Source organism: Lichenifustis flavocetrariae (assembly GCF_026130545.1).
GTDB lineage: Bacteria > Pseudomonadota > Alphaproteobacteria > Rhizobiales > Beijerinckiaceae > Lichenihabitans > Lichenihabitans flavocetrariae.
On the sequence record NZ_JAMOIM010000019.1, the window covers coordinates 98,543 to 114,064 of the forward strand.

Sequence of the window (15,522 nt, forward strand, 5' to 3'; positions counted from 1 at the left end):
CGATGGAGATCGCAGGCGAGTCTGAGCGGCATGGAACATCCTGCACCCCCGCCCGCCGCCGCGCCCAACCCCGACTTCGGCTTCGTTTGGCCCTTCACGGCCAGTGGAACGATCGACAACTGATGCCCATCACCGCTCTCATGATGAGGCGGCGGGGCGGTGCTGCCGCACGCCTAGGCTCCGTCTACGATCTGACGCCCAAAGCGTTGCCGGGCGCGTTCAAGCTCGGCGTCAACATGTCCGGGCCGGAAAGCGGCAATCCCTATCCGTCGGTCGACATGCTGACGAAGTATGCGGCGCACGGCATGAGCTTTATCCGGCAGCCCTTAGGCTGGAATGCGATGCAGCCGACGCTCGGCGGCGCGATATCAACGACAGAGTTCGCCAAACTGTCCGCTGTTCTCGCGATGTGCAAGACACTCGGCATCACGGTGCTGATCGACGCAAACCATACGGTCGCGTTTGGCGCGGGGCGCCTCACCGGCCCACGTTTAGGTTCGACCGGATTGCCGATATCTTATCTCGCCGATTATTGGACGAAGCTCCTCCCTCTGATTATGGCCGACCCGAGCTACAGCGCGGTCCACGGTTATTCGCCGATCAACGAGCCGAACAACCTTGACCCGAACAGCAGCGCGCCGTCGACGCCTTACAGCCAGAACCTATGCTTCCAGCTCAATCAACAAGTTCTGACTGTCATCCGCAACGCGGGCGACACGAAGCCCTTCTATGTGGCCGGCGATCACTACCAAGGCGCGTGGGACTGGGTTGTCAACAATGCGGCGTGGTTCCTAAACCTTGTCGATCCGGCCAACGCGCTCGTCGCCGACGTCCATTGCTACCTCGACGGGGATAGCTCGGGGTCGAATTATACCTGGGCGCAGGTGCTCTCCAAACCAGACACTGCAAGCGGGCAAGCGCCGCCCGGTCTTGCGCCGAACGTCAACATCGGCCCACAGCGGCTGTCGAACGTCGTGGCCTGGGCTTACGCGCATGGCGTGAAGATGGCGCTCATCGAATGCGGGTGGGGCTTCGACGCACCGTACCTGCAAGCTGGCGATGCCATGACGGCATACGTCCAGGCCTGCAATATGGAATTCACCTATTGGTCGGCCGGCTACAACTTCAGCCCAAATACCGGCTATTACTACGACCCTGACCCTTATGTGCCCGGTACGAACAACCGCGACTTTAGCCCATCCGGGGTTCCGTCGCCACAAAGTGCGGTGCTTCAGAAATACGCCGCCGCGCCGACCGCCTATCCGCTGTTTCTCCCGGTCGACGGAAGCAACGTCCCGATCCGCCGAGGCGCGTCGGGCGTTGCGTCGAGCCCCTTCAAGATCCTGTTCGGCGGCAACATTTCAAGCCCCATCACGATCACGCCGCATGCCAAGACTGCGGACGGGACGGACCTTGGCTGGACCTTCACGCCCTCCTCGGTGGTCATGGCGGCCGGGCAGCATATCAACGAGCAACTGAGCTTCACGGCGACGCCGACCACAGCCACGGCCGGCGTGCAGATCGGCAGCACGAACAACGGAGGCTTGGCCGATCCGGCCTTGCTCGGGTTCGCGACCGCACCAGACAGCTTCATCGCCTTGGCCGCCCAGCCGCGCAACATCTTCGGCCTGCGCCGCCTCTATGCCCCGTACATCGGCCCGGCCATCCGGCTTCGGCCGCCGTGGGACACGTCCGGCAATTCGGACATGGATTTTCCATTCAACAACCGGGGCGACTTGCCCCGACAGGCCATTCAGGATTGGGCGTCATCGCGAACGATCGCGGTAACCGCTCTCTACGACCAAGAACCGGCCGGCAACCATCTGACCTTCGGTGGCACGCTGCCCAGTCTCCTCCTGGCCGACACGGATGGCTATCCAAGCATCTCGGTCGCTTCGGGATGTCGGGGCGAGTTCAACATGCCGGGGGCCGGGCAGACGGGCCAGACCGTCATCGCCGATCTCTACGAGACCTCGAACGGCCCATGGTTCGTCAACCAGAACATCTATTCGGGTCCATTCACATTCTCGGCCAGCACGGGTTACACGCTGCTAAGCTCCACCACGGGTCCGCCGTCGAACCTGAACGTCTCGGTGGGCGGCGTGACCGGGCAGTGGCACGAATTTGCGGGCACTGCTGCTTCCGGGGTCACGGGCGGCCTACGCGGCTTCAAGGATGGCGCGCTGGTCGGAACTCCGGTCGACACGCCTCCCTTCAGCTTCACGGTGGGCGGGCAGACGGAAGTCGGGTTCTTCAAATTCGCCAGTTTGCTGTGGACCGGCAAATTCCGCCGCCTCGTGCTTTGCGATAGCGCGATCTCGGATGCGCAGGACGCGGTTGGACGTCAGTGCAGGACGCAGCGTGGGGCACCTTCAACCAGCCGGGATGGACGGGAAACAACGGCGATCCGCTGAACAACTTTGCCTTCGAGGGGCACGCCTACCTCGACAGCAATAACAGTGGTATCCGTGACGACGTGCAGGGTGGCAACGCCAGCTTTGGCAGCACGATCATGGTCGATATGACCAACTGGTGCCGGTACACGAACGGAAACACGAGCACACCCAAAGCCAATCCGTTTAAAGCCTTTGTCGGTGAATTTGGCTGGACCACCAGCACGCTACCGATGCAGGCAGGCACGAACCAACTCGACTACCTATCGGCCAACTCCGATGTTTGGATTGGTTGGACGTGGTACCTCGGCGGCAATTTCGCGTCGCAGGCTAACTATACCTACGGCTCGGTCGTTCCGTCCGGTTCAGTCGGCTACTACACGGATCGGCCACAGTTGGCGCAGCTCACAGCGCATCTCTGAGGCGCTTGCGATAGGCGAGCGCGCCGAGAGCCAGGAGCGCGCCACCGAACATGGGAAGTGAGGTGGGGACAGGGACTGGTGAAACAGGAGTCCCGTCTGAGACCGAAACCGTAAGGGAGCCGAGATTGTCCACGAAGACGCGATCGTTGATGCCGAGCAGCAACTCGCTTGCGCCCGCGGGAGTGACGAACGTGCCGCCGTCATGCACCGCGAAGAGGTTCCCGATCACAGTCCCGCCCGAGGTTGCAAAGGCCCCTACCAATTCCTGCAGGTAGCTCGGGGTGGTGAGATCCGAATAGTAGAAGCTCGGATAGGTCATATAGCCTGTCACCGGCCATGTGAGATCCCCGATGCCGTCCACCGTTGGGCTGAGGTAATTCGTTTGAGTGAAGCCGGAAATGTAGCCGATCGTGAATGTCGAGCCGGCCGAGAAGTCGAAGCCGCTGCTGATGATGGTTGGGACCGTGTTGTCGCCGACGCCATAGTCCAGCAGCGGATTTGCAGTCAGGCTCCATGGACCTGCCGTACCTTGAACGGTGAAATCCTGGGTTGCAGCTTGCGAGATGCTGCTCAAGCCCAGACTCAGCACAAACGCTACCAGACCGAATCGCTTCACCTTTTCCTCCCAGTAAGATGAACGATCGGTAACGCATCCACTGGTTGTGTCAATGCGGCGATCAGGTGTTCTCGCTGAAGTTGATAAGCTCTTAGCCTCTGCTCGGATGCACATAGCAATCCCCGTCTTCTCAACCCTGAGATGCGCGATCATCTTGCGACTGCCGTGCGGCCGGGAACTTGCCGACCTAACGCGCACCGCGGTCTCGGCCTTGGTGCGCCGATGCCCCCAGCAGATACATTGCCGCCATGCCGCTTGCTTGCGCGCTGCCGGCCGGGGCCTTGGCGATCTGCGCCAGACGCTTGGCTGCATCCGGCCGGGTCAGCATGTCGGCCAGCGCGGCCGTGTTGCGCCCGTAGCGCCAGCTATCATAGATGTCTCGGGCCTTGCCGAGCCAATCTGCCGGCGAGGCCGCCGATGCGACCAACTCGCCCGCCTTGCCGCCCTTCTGCAGCTCCCTGGACAATTGCCGGTTGAACTCGGTTTGCGAACCCGGCGCCTGCCGCCGGCCCATGGCCTCGAAGACATCGAGGGTCTTGCGGAAGTCGTTCCAGACCTTGGCCCCGTGCAACGCCTCGACCGCCGCCCGCAGATTGCGGCCCTACTCGTCATTACCACGGATCACGGCGTTGAACTTGGCGCCACCCCATTGGTTCGGGCCGCCCATGTTGCTCTCCGTCGCCTCGCTGAACACCTGCCGGATGTGCTGCGACACCAGTGCCCTTGCGGCGTCGGGCGACTGCGCCGCGACCTGGCGCACGGCGTCACCCACGTCCCGCGCGCTGCCCGGCACCGGGTTCGGGCTGAGCAGGATGGCGGCCTGCTCACGAAAGTCCCGCGTGGCCGCAAGTCGCCCGACCTGGCTGTCCCGCGGCGGCTCGGTGGCGCGCTGGGTGTCGATGACGCGCTGCACCCGAGCCTGGACAGCCGGGAATTGCCGCAGTGTGTCGCCATGGTCCCGCACCGTCCTGGCCAGCCGATCGGCATCGACCGCGCCGCTCGGCCCGGTGGCCTGATCGAGGATCTGTGTGGTGAACTGATCCTCGAGCGCCTTGCGGGCCGGCGACGTCGCGACGCTGTTGAACGCGCGGGCTGCCTCTGGACCACCTTGCACGATCATCCCCGGCACCCGATCGGCCGGCGACAGGAACCGCGAGCCATACGGATCTTGCTCGATGGCGCGGGCGATCCCGGGCGTGTTCTCGAACGGCTGTAACGGCACGCTGTTCTTGGCGAAATTGGCGTTCGCCCGCGCATAGGCCGGACTACCCGCCGTCATGGCGGCGTCGAGGTCTCCCAGCGCGGGACCGAGGCGGGCCGCCGTTTCCTTGTCGATCGAGCGCGGCGCGATCTGCGGCAGGTCGATACGGTCGCGGAAATACTTCCGTGACCGGTTCAGGTTCGCGACGTTGGTGATCGGCACGCGCGACGGCTGGCCTGGGGTCGCGGCCCCGAGTTCGTCACCATAGGCCGACAGTGGCGTCCTGAGCGGCACGGCGGAGCGTCCCGTCGGGCGGCCAAGCTGATCGGCGTCGGCCCTCGATAGATCGTAGGCGTTCCACGCGTCGACCGCCGCGCTGTCATGGACGGAATGTACAGGCCTCTCGCTGGCGAGCGCGTCGTGAAGGTCACCAATGGTCGTGCTGGCCATCGCGTCATCGATGTTCGGGCCGAGGTAGCCCGCTTGCGCCGCCGCCTGCCGCATATAATCGGGCGAGAGGCCTTGGCCCGGCTTTGCTACGATCCCGGGCACCTGATCGAGCCCCATGGCCGCGAGATCGCCGCCGGGATCGCGCACGCCGCCGGCCGCGCGCACGAACTGGTGCAATGATTGCGGCCGCGGCTGATCGGGCTTCGGCGCGAGGGTCTGCGCATCCATGTAGGCTTCCGGTGGCGGCGACGGCATGTCCGGTGCCGGCCCCACATCGCCGCCGGCCGCTGGGTCGGCCTCCCACTGCGGCCGTTGCGGCTTTGCCTGCATGGAGATCCGGTTGCGGAGGTCGCCGAGCGGGCCGGCCAGCAGCCCCGTCTTGTCGGCCGCAATCTGCCGATTGAGGTCGTCGATGATGCCCTGAACCTGGCTGGGGTCGACCGTGTCGGGTCCCGCTGCCGCATAGTCCTGGCGCGCCTGTGCCGATCGTGCGGCCAGCCGCTCGTCATAGGTCTGGCGCAAGGCCGGCTGAATCACCTGGCCGGCCTGCTCCGGCGTCACGCGCGGCCCTGCGTCCGCCAGAGCTTGCGCGGAAGCCTGCCCCTGCGGCGACGCATCGAGCGCCCCTTGCGCCGCGCGCTGCACACCCGGGCCAATCGCGGCCGTGTTCGGGTAGACAGGACCGATCGAGCCGTCGAGCGGCACGGCCGGCACGGTGCCGATCTGGTCGATGGCCGCGGTGCCGGCCTGTTGCACCTGATCGGGCCGATTGGCGTAGAACTTCGCCATGGTGTCGGCGCCACCACGCGACTGCTCGACAACACGCTGCACGGCGCCGAGCCGCGTGCCGCTGTTCGTCACCTGCTGGACGGCCTCGGCCAGCGTGATGGGCGAACCCTGCCGCGTCGCCGCGTCCATGAGGTCTTGAGCGCGTGCCAGGGTCGGCCCATCAAGCCCACCGGCCGCTTCGGACAGGATGCCCGCGGCGGTTCCGGGGCGCGAGGCCAGCGCGGCACCGCCTCCTGTCGCGATTGCGGCTCCCATTCGCGCGTAAGGCTCCACGGCGGTGCCCTGCGTGGCCTCCCCGGCTGCCTCGGACGCGACACCGGGAGCGACGCCGTATTTCAGAAGCGAGCGGATACCGCCTTGCATGGCGCCCGGCAGGAATTCGCCCACCGACTCTGCATAGCGACCTGCACGGGTCTGCGGCTGGTAGATCGGGCCGGCTGCATCCTCAAGCCGCTTCGTGATCGCACCCGCGCCAATGTAATGGCTTGGGTCGGTCGGGTCGTTCTCGTCGAAGGGGATCGGATCGAGCCCAGCCGCCCCGCGCGCTTTGTTCATGACCCACGACATGCCCTTGCCCGCATAATGCGCGGCGTCGGCCGGCAAACCAACTGCCCCGATCGCGCTGCGCTCGATGCCGGCCGCAGTGCTCGTGGCCATGTCGCCCGCCGTGTCGCGCCAGCCGCGCGACTGCGGCGCGGCATCGCCTTTTTCTGGCGCCACCTGGACATCCTGAAACCCTGCCCATGGATCGGCACCGGGCGAGGCTGTAACCGGTGCAGGGGTACCACCTCGCACCGTCAGCGGGCGGCCGCCACCCGCGTCCGGCGCCGCACCCCGTGGGGGGTTGTCCACCACCGCGACATCCTGAAAGGCCGCCCAAGGATCCGCTGCCATGTCGGCCTCTATCGCTGCTTGATCCGCCCATCGGGCGTCTTGAACATCGTTCCTGGTTTTAGACGGGCCGCAGCCTCAGGCGATGACACTACAGGCAGTGCGGAGGCTTCCTGCGCGCTGATGCTCTGCGACTGCCGGCCCTGCACGGAATCGTTGATTGCCTGCACATCGCCGGCCCCGAGAGGCTGTGACGGATCAAACGGGCTCATCACGGGATGCTGGTCGTAATAATCCGCCTTCACGGCCGCCCAATTATCCCGGTTCGCCTTGACGCTCGCGAGCCTCGCTAAGGCGACCTGGTCGCGAAGATCCTGCTCGCGGATGTTGAGAACCGCTTGCATACCCTGCGGCGACAGAGACAAGCCCGGCTTGACGGCGAGCGGCTGACCGAATTCGAACTGCGTCGGACGATTACTGATGGCGCGGGCCGCCTGCTTCGCGAGGCCGTAGCCGATGTTGTTGATGACCTCGCCCTCGGACGTGCCGGGGATCTCGATGCCGAGCGCGTTGCTGATCGCCTGCTTGGCCTTCAGCGTCCAAGTTCCGAACGGACCTGTGCTGAGATTGTCGCCGGCTCTAGCCGCCGCGGCCCGCATCATGGCGATCTGGTTCAGGGCCTGCGGGGCGCTGGCGCCCGCCTTCACGGTCTCCCCGATCTCCTGACCGACCGCCTTGCCGTACTCGCCCTCTTGCGAGCTTTCGGCCTTCTGATCGATCGTCACCTGATTGGCTGGCTGTCGGGTGTACGGTGTGCCGACATAATTGGCCGGGGTCGGGTTCTGCCCAGGCAGCGCCCAAGCCTTCTGGAACTGGCCGTTCGGCAGCGGGATGTCGACGAGCTGCGCCTTGTCGGCTTTCTGCTGGTCGGACTGATATTGCGTGAACCCGCCGGTGTAGCCCTGCCCTGCAGCGTATTGATAATTCTTGATCGTGTCGGTGAGCTCGGGCTTGTCGGGGATCTGGTAGAGCGGGCGCCCATTGGCATCGAGGATCCAATCGCCCGAATGCGCGATCTGCGGCTGCGATTTCGTGGTCAGCATGTGCTGCCAAAGCTGAAGGCCAAACTGCTGCGTATCGGGGTTCTTGATCAGAGCGCCGATCATGGTGGGCGTAATGGAGAAGGCCGCGTTGCTCGACGTCGGCGCGCCTGCGGCGGGTGGAGGACTGACGGCAGACGGCGCGGCCGTGGCCGGAGTGAGCGCCACGGCGGTCCCGGCGCTGCGCGAGGATGACGAAGGTGCGGCGACAGACGGCCCGCCATCCCCGAATGGCGGTGCGGTCGCCGCAGAAGGGATCAAGCCCGCTTTGGCGGCCGCCGCGTCATAATCCGTGTGGTCGAAGCCGTCCGCATTCTCGGCCTGCTGCCGGGTCAGCATCTGGCCGCCGACATTGAGCGGCACGCTGCCATAGGGCTGGCTCGGCGGAGCGCCGGTGACCTGCTGTGTGGATCCTGGTGACGAGCCGGTAGAGGCGAGCGAAGTCGGCTGATCAGGCGTATTATCACCGCCCGGAGCGGGCTGGATCGGCTGACCGGCCGAGGAAGAGGCCAGTCGGGCAGCCGATGGCGACATGCGCGCTATTGGGAACGGCGTCGCATTCGGGAGCTGCGTCCCCATGCCGGACGCGGCCATCGTTGGAAGGCCAGGATCCTGAGATTGCGGAGGCGTGAAGCCGTTCGGATTCGGGCCGATCGGCTGGCCGTTGAAGGGTGTGTTGAAGCCTGCCGCTATCGCCGATTGCGCTACGGGACCTGGATCGCCAAACTTGCTCATCCACATGCCCGCGAATTGCCCCGCGGTCATGTTGGGATCGCCGCCGTTCACCCTCACGGCCTTGTCGCCGACGACATCGCCCGCACGGGCCGTTGGGTTCGCCAGAAGCTTCGCGGCGCCGGCCGCGCCTTGCTGATGCGCGAGGTAGAGTTCACCGGCTGTCGGGGTACGCCCAAGCGCCTGCGTCAGCGAAGCCGCATTGTCGGCTGTGAGCCGCGCCGCCGCATCCGTGCTGTCCGCCCAATTGGTGGGGTCCGCCAATCCGTATTGCGCGGCGGTGCCCTTGGTGAACTGATACGGGCCGGCCGCACCGGTCGGACTGACCGCGTTCTGGTTGAAGCTGCTCTCGATCGCGGCAAGGCGCGGCAGATATCCAGGCGGCAGGCTGTAGTTCTGAGCCGCGCTGGTGAACAGCCCCTGCAGGCCGCCACTCTGCGGAACACCCTGAGCCGACGCCATCGACGGCAGCGGTCCGGCCGGTGTGGGAGGAGACGCGGGCGGCACTGGGGCCGGACCGACGATCGACTGCGTCGACACTAGAGAAGGTGCCGCGACAGGCGACGTATAGGCCATCGGGGGAGCGGGAGGCGCCATGGTGCCGGGCGTCGAGGTGGCCGGAGCTGGCGCATTTTGCCCAGTCGCGGCACTTGAAAGCGTCGTTCCGGAGGCGGCCGCAGCATATTTGGACGTGGTGTCGAGGGGCGCAGTCGAGAATGCACCTATCAGACGGTCGAAGAAGCCAGGCTGCCGATCGGCCGAAAGCGGCTGCGCACCCTGCGCCTGCGCATACGCATCATAGGCCGACTGAGCCTGCCGCCGTTGAACAAGCTGCGATGTCAGCGCGTCGAAGAAGCCGCCGAGGCCGCTTTGGGTGTTGAGATATGGCACAGGTCACCCCACCACGTTCAGGCCGTTGACGAAGCGCGTCCTGCCGAACAAGGGAGTGTCCCCGGCTGGCTGTTGCTGCGGCTTCTGCGCTTGGGTCTGTGCCGGCGCCGCGACGATCAAGCCGTTCGAGAAGGGCATGCTGGGCATGGCTGGACCGGCCATCTGAGACGCGTTCTGATTTCCGAGCGATGCGATCAGCTGCGAGAAGATCCCACCGGGCGCGCTCTGCTGCGGCACAGCACCTTGCAACTGCATCGGCTGACCGGGCTGCTGCGATGCAGCCGTGGCGACAAGGCGGCTCAGGACGTTGCCCAGGGGTGATGTCGCGTTGGCTTGTCCCATCTGCTGGGCCGATATGGACGAGCTTCCCTGACTCGGCGTCGCGCTCTGACCGTAGGACGGCGTCGAGCCGTAAGCTGTGTTGTAATAGGCCATTGCCCCTCACCGCATCGTGCGGAGAAGGTGTTCCGGATCAGGGGGCCTGGACAGACATCAACCGCGCGAAGTGCACGAAACGCGGATGTCGCGGATTTTGCGGATGACGACGAAGTGTGCCAGCGACCCGGCCTTTGAAATGGAGCAGGAATACAATTGGAGCCCGCCGCCGCCAAAGAAGCTTCGGATCTTCTATGACGAACGGCATCGAGTTCCTGAAGCACGCGCAGCCCGGTGTCAGGTTGCAGAAGATCGAAGGAGAACGATGATGCTGGTCAAAGCAGGAGCGGTGGCGGTCATACTTGCCGCGTTCTCAACGGGTCTCCTCGCGGCTCCCCGAGCATCGGCATTGGAACCTGCTGCCGGCACCTTGCCCGAAGGACAATCAATGCTGGTCGATGACGGCACGTGTCCGAAGGGGAAGATCAAGCAGATCACTGGTGGAAATACGAAAGTCGGGGCGCCTCGTGTCCGGACCTGTGTGCGTCGTTGATCTCCTCCGGCCTGCTCGTCGCCAGAGGCTCAGTCGACGTGCCCGCGTCGAGTTCATGAACCACGGGCAACTAGGCGTTCGGCTGCGGAAGCAGGCGGAGTAGCAATGCCGATCAGCTTCGTCCCGCAGCGCGGGCAAATCCTGATGTGCGACTTCGACATGGCGGGCGTGGTGCCGCCCGAGATGCGGAAGAAGCGGCGTGTGGTGGTGATCTCACCGCGGTCGCACAACCGCCGTCACGGGGCAAAGCCCGGCCGCTGCATCGTGGCGCCGTTTTCAGCATCGGAACCACCTATGCCGACGCCAGCCGAAGGTGCCTTTTCCAGCCGGAGCCTATCGGTCTTTGAGCGTGCCGACATGGGCCATATGCAGCGCACTCGCCTCCGTCTCTCATGCGCGTCTTGACCGGGTGGCAGTCGGTCGGGAGTTCCTGAGCGAGACCTTGGGCCCTCACGACATGGAGCGCATCACAGATGGCGTGCGACACGCACTTGGGCTTGAACGGTAAGGCTACCGGGCGCATATTGGTTGCCTATCCCTTCGGGGACTTGCGGGGCTCGGCTGGCGATGGGATCGCTGGGCGAGCCCTAAACATGTCTTGTCCATGAGCAAGCGGCGGAAGCCGAAAACAGTTCGGCTCACACGCGCCAAGGCGATAGAGCGCCTGGACGCTATGGCTCACGCGGTTTGCGAGGAGGCCGATTTTGCAGCCAGGGTGAATGCGGCTTTCGAGGGCGGAAATGATGCCATCCACCAATTCAAGATAGAGCATGGCCGCTCTCCCGCATTCAGTGGCGCGCAGTGCATGAATACCCTGCAGACGGCAGCACTATTCACGATCGCAAGCACGCTAGGACGCCTGTTCGATCCGGGGAGCGCAACGAGACATCCGAACGAAAGGGATGTGGCATCGATCCCGCTCGTGTTACATTTGCTCCGGCAAAAGCGATGCCAGGACGAGTTGGCCGAGAGAGCACGTCACTGGCTTTTTGAAATGCCAGAGATGGCCGAAATCAACGCTGAAACCGTGCTCACCGCGGCCGACGAAGCAATCGAGGCCTATGCTTCGCTGCGAAGATCGCCCAAGGGGCAACGAGCGCTGCGAGTGCTTATGCGGTTTCGCCATGACCATTTAGCGCATCGGTTACTCCCCGATCTTCAGAGAGGGCAATTGCGAGACACCTACACCACGGTGGGGGAAATCTGGAGGCTGCTCGATACGGCTCTGATCTTAGCCGATAAGCTCAGCTTGGCGGTCAGTGGTGATGGGCGAGATGCTCGGGATATGCACCACGCCCGACATCGGGAGGCCCGCGCCGTGTGGGATTATCTCATGACCGACAAACCTGAGTGTGCTTCAGCTTCGTTCGTTCCGGATTGATGGCCGCAGAAAGGCGGACGGTAGCCGATGCCCCTCGTCTACATTGAAGCTCAAGCGCCCTGGGGGCCGATCCGGCTGCGCGGGGCTGCTCATTATGGCGAGATACTGGATCGGGTGACGACAGCACCGGCCCATGTGTCGGATATCGGCGGTCGAGATCCCGCGACGGTGATCGCGGAGGCCGAACGCATGATGGCCCGGCCTGATGCGCTGGGGTGGATCAAGGAGACCGTCGCCAAGGCCGCAAACTTCGTTGCCGAGTCGATTTTGCGCGTATCCGCTACCCATGTAACCGATCCCTCTTCCAAGACCGCTTCTGCCCAGCCTGAGAGTCATGACGGCGCTATGGCGTCGGATGGGAGGCCGAAGTGGAATTTTCCGTGTCGATGCGCGCGGGCGGGCGCCAGACGCCGTTTGATGCCGGAATGAGCGGAAATGAGCGGATTGTTACTCCTGTTCGTCGCCGGCCGGGTGCAGAGGTCGACGCCCGGGAGATCCGGACGAAGCTCGGAATGTCGCAGCCGGCCTTTGCCAATGCGTTCGGCCTGAAGCTCGCGACGCTGCGGGATTGGGAGCAGGGACGAAATAAACCAGAGGGCGCCACGCGAGTGCTGCTGATGACGATCGCGCATCGGCCCGACATCGTGCGGGAGGCAGTGGCGGCCTACGGGTAAACCGGACGGCTCTCGCATTTCACGATCTTGCGCTGTAGATTGGTCGCCATGACGAAGCCGACAGGACGAGCACCCGGACGGCCCAAGGGTGCGATCAATCGGGCCAGCAAGGAGCAGCGGGAGCGTGCGGCCGCCTCCGGCATGTTGCCGCATGAGTTCCTGCTGAGCGTGACGCGGGGTGAGGCGATCGGCGGCTACGTTCCGAGCTTCGCCGAGCGACTGGAGGCCGCCAAGGCCGCGGCGCCGTTCTACGCGCCCAAGCTGTCGGCTGTGGAGTCCACGTTCGTGAGCAAGCCCATCGAGCAGATGACCGATGATGAGCTTACGGCACTGATCGAGATGCATGCCGCTGAGGACTTGGCCAGGATACGGCCGGGGAAGCTGCAATGACCAAACCGACTGGCAATCCGCCTGGCCGTCCGCGTGGGGCGAAGAACAGGCGCACGGCTGAGACAGAGGCAGCCGCCCTGACCGCAGCTGGAAAGATCGCGCTGGCTGTGCCGGGCGCTTTCGAAGGGGATGCCCATGCCTTCCTCATGCTGATCTACAAGGATCCGTCACAGCCGCTGGAATTCCGGCTTGAGGCGGCGGGGAAGGCTATCCGGTACGAGAAGCCGGCGCTCGCTTCGGTGGATGTGACCAGCCAGAACGAGCATCACGTCTATGCGGTGAGTGATAAGCCGCTGTCGAATGAAATGTGGGTGGCGAAGCACGCGGAGCCGAAACCCAACTGACCAGGTTTTTTATTCGGCTAAACCCGGTTTCGGTCGCATTGCCTCGCTTACCCGCATGCCCTCAGCTGCGACTGGTCCGCCTCGATGCGATAGACCGTTCGGCACTATGGACCGTACATCACCTCGGGCGGCAGCAATCGTCCTGTACCGGCTGAAGACGGCAACATGGCGAACGTAAACAGGGCGAGCGCTGCGATGACAATGCAGAGGGCCATTGAGACGGTCGGCCTTAGTGCAGAAGGCTGCTTTTCGCGGATGGGGAGATCGACAGGCATGGTGAAAAGACCCTGATCATCGGAGTGTCGGGGCCGTAGTCTGGAACGCTTGGGTCGGTTCAGCGTCCCTCAAATGACGGAGGAGGCTGTTTGTTTTCGTCAGGATGCAGCATTTCCATCGCATGGGCGGCGGCCTTCAGGTCCGCTGTCGCCTTGTGGGGCGTGCTCGGCCGACCGCCTGTCTGTCCGATCGCCACGTTGATGTCCCTTCAGGTTGTGGTTTGGGACGAGAGCGCCCGATAGACGCTCGCGCGACAGATCCCGAGGCGCTTGGCGATCTCGATTACCTCCGCATCCCGGCGCGCTCGAAGTAGGGCCGCACGGTCGAGCTGGCGCGATCCCCCGCCAGGTAGCGGCCAGCGCGAACGTGTAATCGTCCAACAAGGCGTACAGAGCCGGCATGCTGACCATGACGGATCCGACAACGAGCCTGCCGATGCGGTATTTCTCGATCCACTCGCGCAAGGCGCTTTCGGACTTGCCGGCAAGGTCCGCGGCCTCCTTCAGCGTGACGGCTTCGGCTTTGTCGTAGGGCCGCAGGATCCGCAAGGCACGTTGATCGACACAGGCAATGACGCCGGCCAACTCGCTGAGCGACACGTCACGCACGCCAGGCGGGATGAGTGCCGGCACGATGCGGCCGACCGTTTCGACCAGAGCTAGGGTGTCGGCGACGCCGCGTCGATAGGCGGCGCGCTCGGCAGGTGTTTCTGGTGTCATGCGCTCCCCCGATGCTCGGACACCATGGCCTGCAGCTCGGCAAGGCGCCGATAGAACAAGATGGCACGGCTCTGCTCGAAGTGCTGGCGCCGCACGGGATCGAGGTCGAGCTCGTCGGCCACCCTGGCTGCTTCGGCCCTCATGTCGGCCAGATGCGAAATGATGATGCGATCGACCTACTGTGCAGCAGTGCACCTGGGCATGACGGGTGGAGTGAGGGTCGCGAGGAACACGCGCTCGGCATATCCAACCGCGGTCTCCATCGCGGCGGAAAGCATGAGGTCGGTCGCCTGCTGCTGTGTCAACACGATCGGGACGATGCCGACGGGCTTTCGGATTTTCATCGTCTCGCCTCACGCTTCATGCGGGACACGCCGGTCAGGCCTGCGTCGGGCTGAGCCATCCGCCTTCTCGATGCCACAGGCAGATGGGACAGGCGTGCTGCGGGATCGGCGAGCAAGCCGTGTCCCATCACAGGAGAACTGAGATGAACGTTCCCAAATTCGTTGCCGCGGCCGCGATCCTGGCCGCCCCCATGCTGTTCACGGGCGCGCCGGCGCAAGCCTTCACGGCACGTCAAGCGACTGCTGCAGGGCAAGGCACGTTCGTCACGTCGAGCGGCACACCAGAGAACATGGTTTCGAGCGGGCCCATTGCTCAGCAAGGGGCCGACAACAACCGGCGCCCGCTCAAAGGCGACCGCCACGACCGGTACTTCGCCGGCTTCTGATTTCATCGGCTAGCCTCCGCGATGCGGGCGACGCCGATCAGGCATCGTGGAGAAGCCTCGACGGCTTTGTCGATCATGACGCTGGTGGCTTCTTCCAGCGTCCACGCCCGATCGGGATTGGGATCGGTCATCGGACTGGCTCGACATGCCGGAGCGCCGCCGCACGGCCTTTCGGAGCGGGAATCGGCGCGATGAATGCTGCTCGGGGATCTGCCATCAAGCGGCCCGCTCGGTTTGCTGCAGGATATCGTTCCAGTCGCTGTCGACGGGGTCCGGAATGTCGACTTGCACCTTCAGACCTTTGGCGCGGAGGCGTTGGGCCAACCGGAACGCGGCTGCCTGGCCCGTGAAGCTCGCATCATTGTCGCCGAAGATCGTCACGCGTCGAGCGCAGTCGGGCGGCACCCACTCGGCCAAGCTGCCCGCCGACACCGCCGCCCAGACCGGTATGGCAAACAGATAGGCGGCCGACAGCGCGGTCTCGACCCCTTCCGCAACTCCCATCTCCTCCGCTGCCTCAGACAAGCGAACGGACGAGCCGGAGGCAGGGGACCAGGCATCAGTCGGCGCGGCTCCTCGAAAAGCTGCCGCCTTTGACCCTGTCGGGCCACTCAACACCCGATGTCCCCCAGAACTCCTGTAACCTGTTGCCTTC

Annotated in this window: 19 protein-coding genes; 9 read left to right on the forward strand and 10 right to left on the reverse strand. The window is 64.6% G+C overall.

Annotated features, from left to right (window positions below; translation table 11 throughout):
• Positions 1–122: 122 nt before the first annotated feature.
• Both M8523_RS23460 and M8523_RS23465 read left to right on the forward strand, forming a co-directional pair.
• Complete coding sequence (locus tag M8523_RS23460; protein ID WP_282587323.1) at positions 123–2,414, forward strand: glycoside hydrolase family 5 protein; 2,292 nt, start codon at positions 123–125, stop codon at positions 2,412–2,414.
• Complete coding sequence (locus M8523_RS23465; RefSeq protein ID WP_282587324.1) at positions 2,348–2,815, forward strand: cellulase family glycosylhydrolase; 468 nt, start codon at positions 2,348–2,350, stop codon at positions 2,813–2,815. The genes M8523_RS23460 and M8523_RS23465 overlap by 67 nt, the downstream gene beginning before the upstream one ends.
• Here M8523_RS23465 and M8523_RS23470 read toward each other — a convergent pair.
• The 5 genes from M8523_RS23470 to M8523_RS23490 form a co-directional block, all read right to left on the reverse strand.
• A complete protein-coding gene (locus M8523_RS23470; RefSeq protein WP_282587325.1) occupies positions 2,799–3,431 on the reverse strand; it encodes a hypothetical protein in 633 nt (210 codons plus the stop codon). The genes M8523_RS23465 and M8523_RS23470 overlap by 17 nt on opposite strands.
• A 187-nt stretch (positions 3,432–3,618) precedes the next feature.
• Positions 3,619–4,002, reverse strand: a complete 384-nt coding sequence (locus M8523_RS23475) for a hypothetical protein (RefSeq protein ID WP_282587326.1) — start codon at positions 4,000–4,002, stop codon at positions 3,619–3,621.
• Between the two features lie 30 nt (positions 4,003–4,032).
• Positions 4,033–6,765: a hypothetical protein gene (locus M8523_RS23480; protein ID WP_282587327.1), complete on the reverse strand. Its 2,733-nt coding sequence runs from the start codon at positions 6,763–6,765 to the stop codon at positions 4,033–4,035.
• An 8-nt stretch (positions 6,766–6,773) separates the two neighbouring features.
• On the reverse strand, positions 6,774–9,425 hold the full coding sequence (locus tag M8523_RS23485) for a transglycosylase SLT domain-containing protein (protein ID WP_282587328.1): 2,652 nt from the start codon (positions 9,423–9,425) through the stop codon (positions 6,774–6,776).
• A 3-nt stretch (positions 9,426–9,428) separates the two neighbouring features.
• Positions 9,429–9,860 (reverse strand): hypothetical protein, encoded by a 432-nt coding sequence (locus tag M8523_RS23490; RefSeq protein WP_282587329.1) that lies wholly within the window; start codon positions 9,858–9,860, stop codon positions 9,429–9,431.
• 85 nt (positions 9,861–9,945) lie between these two features.
• Between M8523_RS23490 and M8523_RS23495 the strand changes: the two genes are divergently transcribed.
• The 6 genes from M8523_RS23495 to M8523_RS23520 all read left to right on the forward strand — a co-directional run bounded on the left by M8523_RS23495 (position 9,946) and on the right by M8523_RS23520 (position 13,142).
• The gene (locus M8523_RS23495) at positions 9,946–10,353 is read left to right on the forward strand and encodes a DUF6719 family protein (protein WP_282587330.1); all 408 of its coding nucleotides are present in this window, start codon (positions 9,946–9,948) and stop codon (positions 10,351–10,353) included.
• A gap of 105 nt (positions 10,354–10,458) precedes the next feature.
• Complete coding sequence (locus M8523_RS23500) at positions 10,459–10,758, forward strand: type II toxin-antitoxin system PemK/MazF family toxin (RefSeq protein WP_282587331.1); 300 nt, start codon at positions 10,459–10,461, stop codon at positions 10,756–10,758.
• Between the two features lie 199 nt (positions 10,759–10,957).
• Positions 10,958–11,734, forward strand: coding sequence for an AbiU2 domain-containing protein (locus tag M8523_RS23505; RefSeq protein ID WP_282587332.1), 777 nt, complete (start codon positions 10,958–10,960; stop codon positions 11,732–11,734).
• A gap of 368 nt (positions 11,735–12,102) precedes the next feature.
• Positions 12,103–12,408: a helix-turn-helix domain-containing protein gene (locus M8523_RS23510; protein WP_282587333.1), complete on the forward strand. Its 306-nt coding sequence runs from the start codon at positions 12,103–12,105 to the stop codon at positions 12,406–12,408.
• A gap of 48 nt (positions 12,409–12,456) precedes the next feature.
• A complete protein-coding gene (locus tag M8523_RS23515) occupies positions 12,457–12,798 on the forward strand; it encodes a hypothetical protein (protein WP_282587334.1) in 342 nt (113 codons plus the stop codon).
• Entirely contained in the window at positions 12,795–13,142 is a 348-nt protein-coding gene (locus tag M8523_RS23520) for a hypothetical protein (protein WP_282587335.1), read from the forward strand. Before M8523_RS23515 ends, M8523_RS23520 begins: the two co-directional genes overlap by 4 nt.
• 374 nt (positions 13,143–13,516) lie before the next feature.
• Here the strand turns inward: M8523_RS23520 and M8523_RS23525 are convergent, their stop codons facing one another.
• Genes M8523_RS23525 through M8523_RS23535 form a run of 3 tightly spaced genes read right to left on the reverse strand, consistent with a single transcriptional unit; the run spans position 13,517 to position 14,481 of the window.
• Positions 13,517–14,137: a hypothetical protein gene (locus M8523_RS23525; protein WP_282587336.1), complete on the reverse strand. Its 621-nt coding sequence runs from the start codon at positions 14,135–14,137 to the stop codon at positions 13,517–13,519.
• The gene (locus M8523_RS23530) at positions 14,134–14,280 is read right to left on the reverse strand and encodes a hypothetical protein (RefSeq protein WP_282587337.1); all 147 of its coding nucleotides are present in this window, start codon (positions 14,278–14,280) and stop codon (positions 14,134–14,136) included. Before M8523_RS23530 ends, M8523_RS23525 begins: the two co-directional genes overlap by 4 nt.
• Before the next feature lie 33 nt (positions 14,281–14,313).
• Positions 14,314–14,481 carry a hypothetical protein gene (locus M8523_RS23535; protein WP_282587338.1) on the reverse strand — a complete coding sequence of 56 codons (168 nt, stop codon included), beginning with the start codon at positions 14,479–14,481 and terminating at the stop codon, positions 14,314–14,316.
• Positions 14,482–14,624: 143 nt separating this feature from the next.
• Here M8523_RS23535 and M8523_RS23540 point away from each other — a divergent pair, with 143 nt between their 5' ends.
• On the forward strand, positions 14,625–14,867 hold the full coding sequence (locus tag M8523_RS23540; RefSeq protein WP_282587339.1) for a hypothetical protein: 243 nt from the start codon (positions 14,625–14,627) through the stop codon (positions 14,865–14,867).
• A gap of 2 nt (positions 14,868–14,869) precedes the next feature.
• Here the strand turns inward: M8523_RS23540 and M8523_RS23545 are convergent, their stop codons facing one another.
• Together M8523_RS23545 and M8523_RS23550 are read right to left on the reverse strand one after the other, a co-directional pair.
• Positions 14,870–14,998 (reverse strand): hypothetical protein, encoded by a 129-nt coding sequence (locus M8523_RS23545; RefSeq protein ID WP_282587340.1) that lies wholly within the window; start codon positions 14,996–14,998, stop codon positions 14,870–14,872.
• Positions 14,999–15,083: 85 nt separating this feature from the next.
• The gene (locus M8523_RS23550; protein WP_282587341.1) at positions 15,084–15,371 is read right to left on the reverse strand and encodes a toprim domain-containing protein; all 288 of its coding nucleotides are present in this window, start codon (positions 15,369–15,371) and stop codon (positions 15,084–15,086) included.
• Positions 15,372–15,522: the final 151 nt, after the last annotated feature.

Excerpts from the sequence above, each read along its gene's own strand:
- M8523_RS23530 (WP_282587337.1), bottom strand. The coding sequence starts at position 14,280 with ATGAGGGCCGAAGCAGCCAGGGTGGCCGACGAGCTCGACCTCGATCCC.
- M8523_RS23480 (WP_282587327.1), bottom strand. The coding sequence starts at position 6,765 with ATGGCAGCGGATCCTTGGGCGGCCTTTCAGGATGTCGCGGTGGTGGAC.
- M8523_RS23550 (WP_282587341.1), bottom strand. The coding sequence starts at position 15,371 with ATGGGAGTTGCGGAAGGGGTCGAGACCGCGCTGTCGGCCGCCTATCTG.
- M8523_RS23515 (WP_282587334.1), top strand. The coding sequence starts at position 12,457 with ATGACGAAGCCGACAGGACGAGCACCCGGACGGCCCAAGGGTGCGATC.
- M8523_RS23540 (WP_282587339.1), top strand. The coding sequence starts at position 14,625 with ATGAACGTTCCCAAATTCGTTGCCGCGGCCGCGATCCTGGCCGCCCCC.
- M8523_RS23500 (WP_282587331.1), top strand. The coding sequence starts at position 10,459 with ATGCCGATCAGCTTCGTCCCGCAGCGCGGGCAAATCCTGATGTGCGAC.
- M8523_RS23520 (WP_282587335.1), top strand. The coding sequence starts at position 12,795 with ATGACCAAACCGACTGGCAATCCGCCTGGCCGTCCGCGTGGGGCGAAG.
- M8523_RS23535 (WP_282587338.1), bottom strand. The coding sequence starts at position 14,481 with ATGAAAATCCGAAAGCCCGTCGGCATCGTCCCGATCGTGTTGACACAG.
- M8523_RS23525 (WP_282587336.1), bottom strand. The coding sequence starts at position 14,137 with ATGACACCAGAAACACCTGCCGAGCGCGCCGCCTATCGACGCGGCGTC.
- M8523_RS23490 (WP_282587329.1), bottom strand. The coding sequence starts at position 9,860 with ATGGCCTATTACAACACAGCTTACGGCTCGACGCCGTCCTACGGTCAG.
- M8523_RS23460 (WP_282587323.1), top strand. The coding sequence starts at position 123 with ATGCCCATCACCGCTCTCATGATGAGGCGGCGGGGCGGTGCTGCCGCA.
- M8523_RS23545 (WP_282587340.1), bottom strand. The coding sequence starts at position 14,998 with ATGACCGATCCCAATCCCGATCGGGCGTGGACGCTGGAAGAAGCCACC.
- M8523_RS23505 (WP_282587332.1), top strand. The coding sequence starts at position 10,958 with ATGAGCAAGCGGCGGAAGCCGAAAACAGTTCGGCTCACACGCGCCAAG.
- M8523_RS23495 (WP_282587330.1), top strand. The coding sequence starts at position 9,946 with ATGTCGCGGATTTTGCGGATGACGACGAAGTGTGCCAGCGACCCGGCC.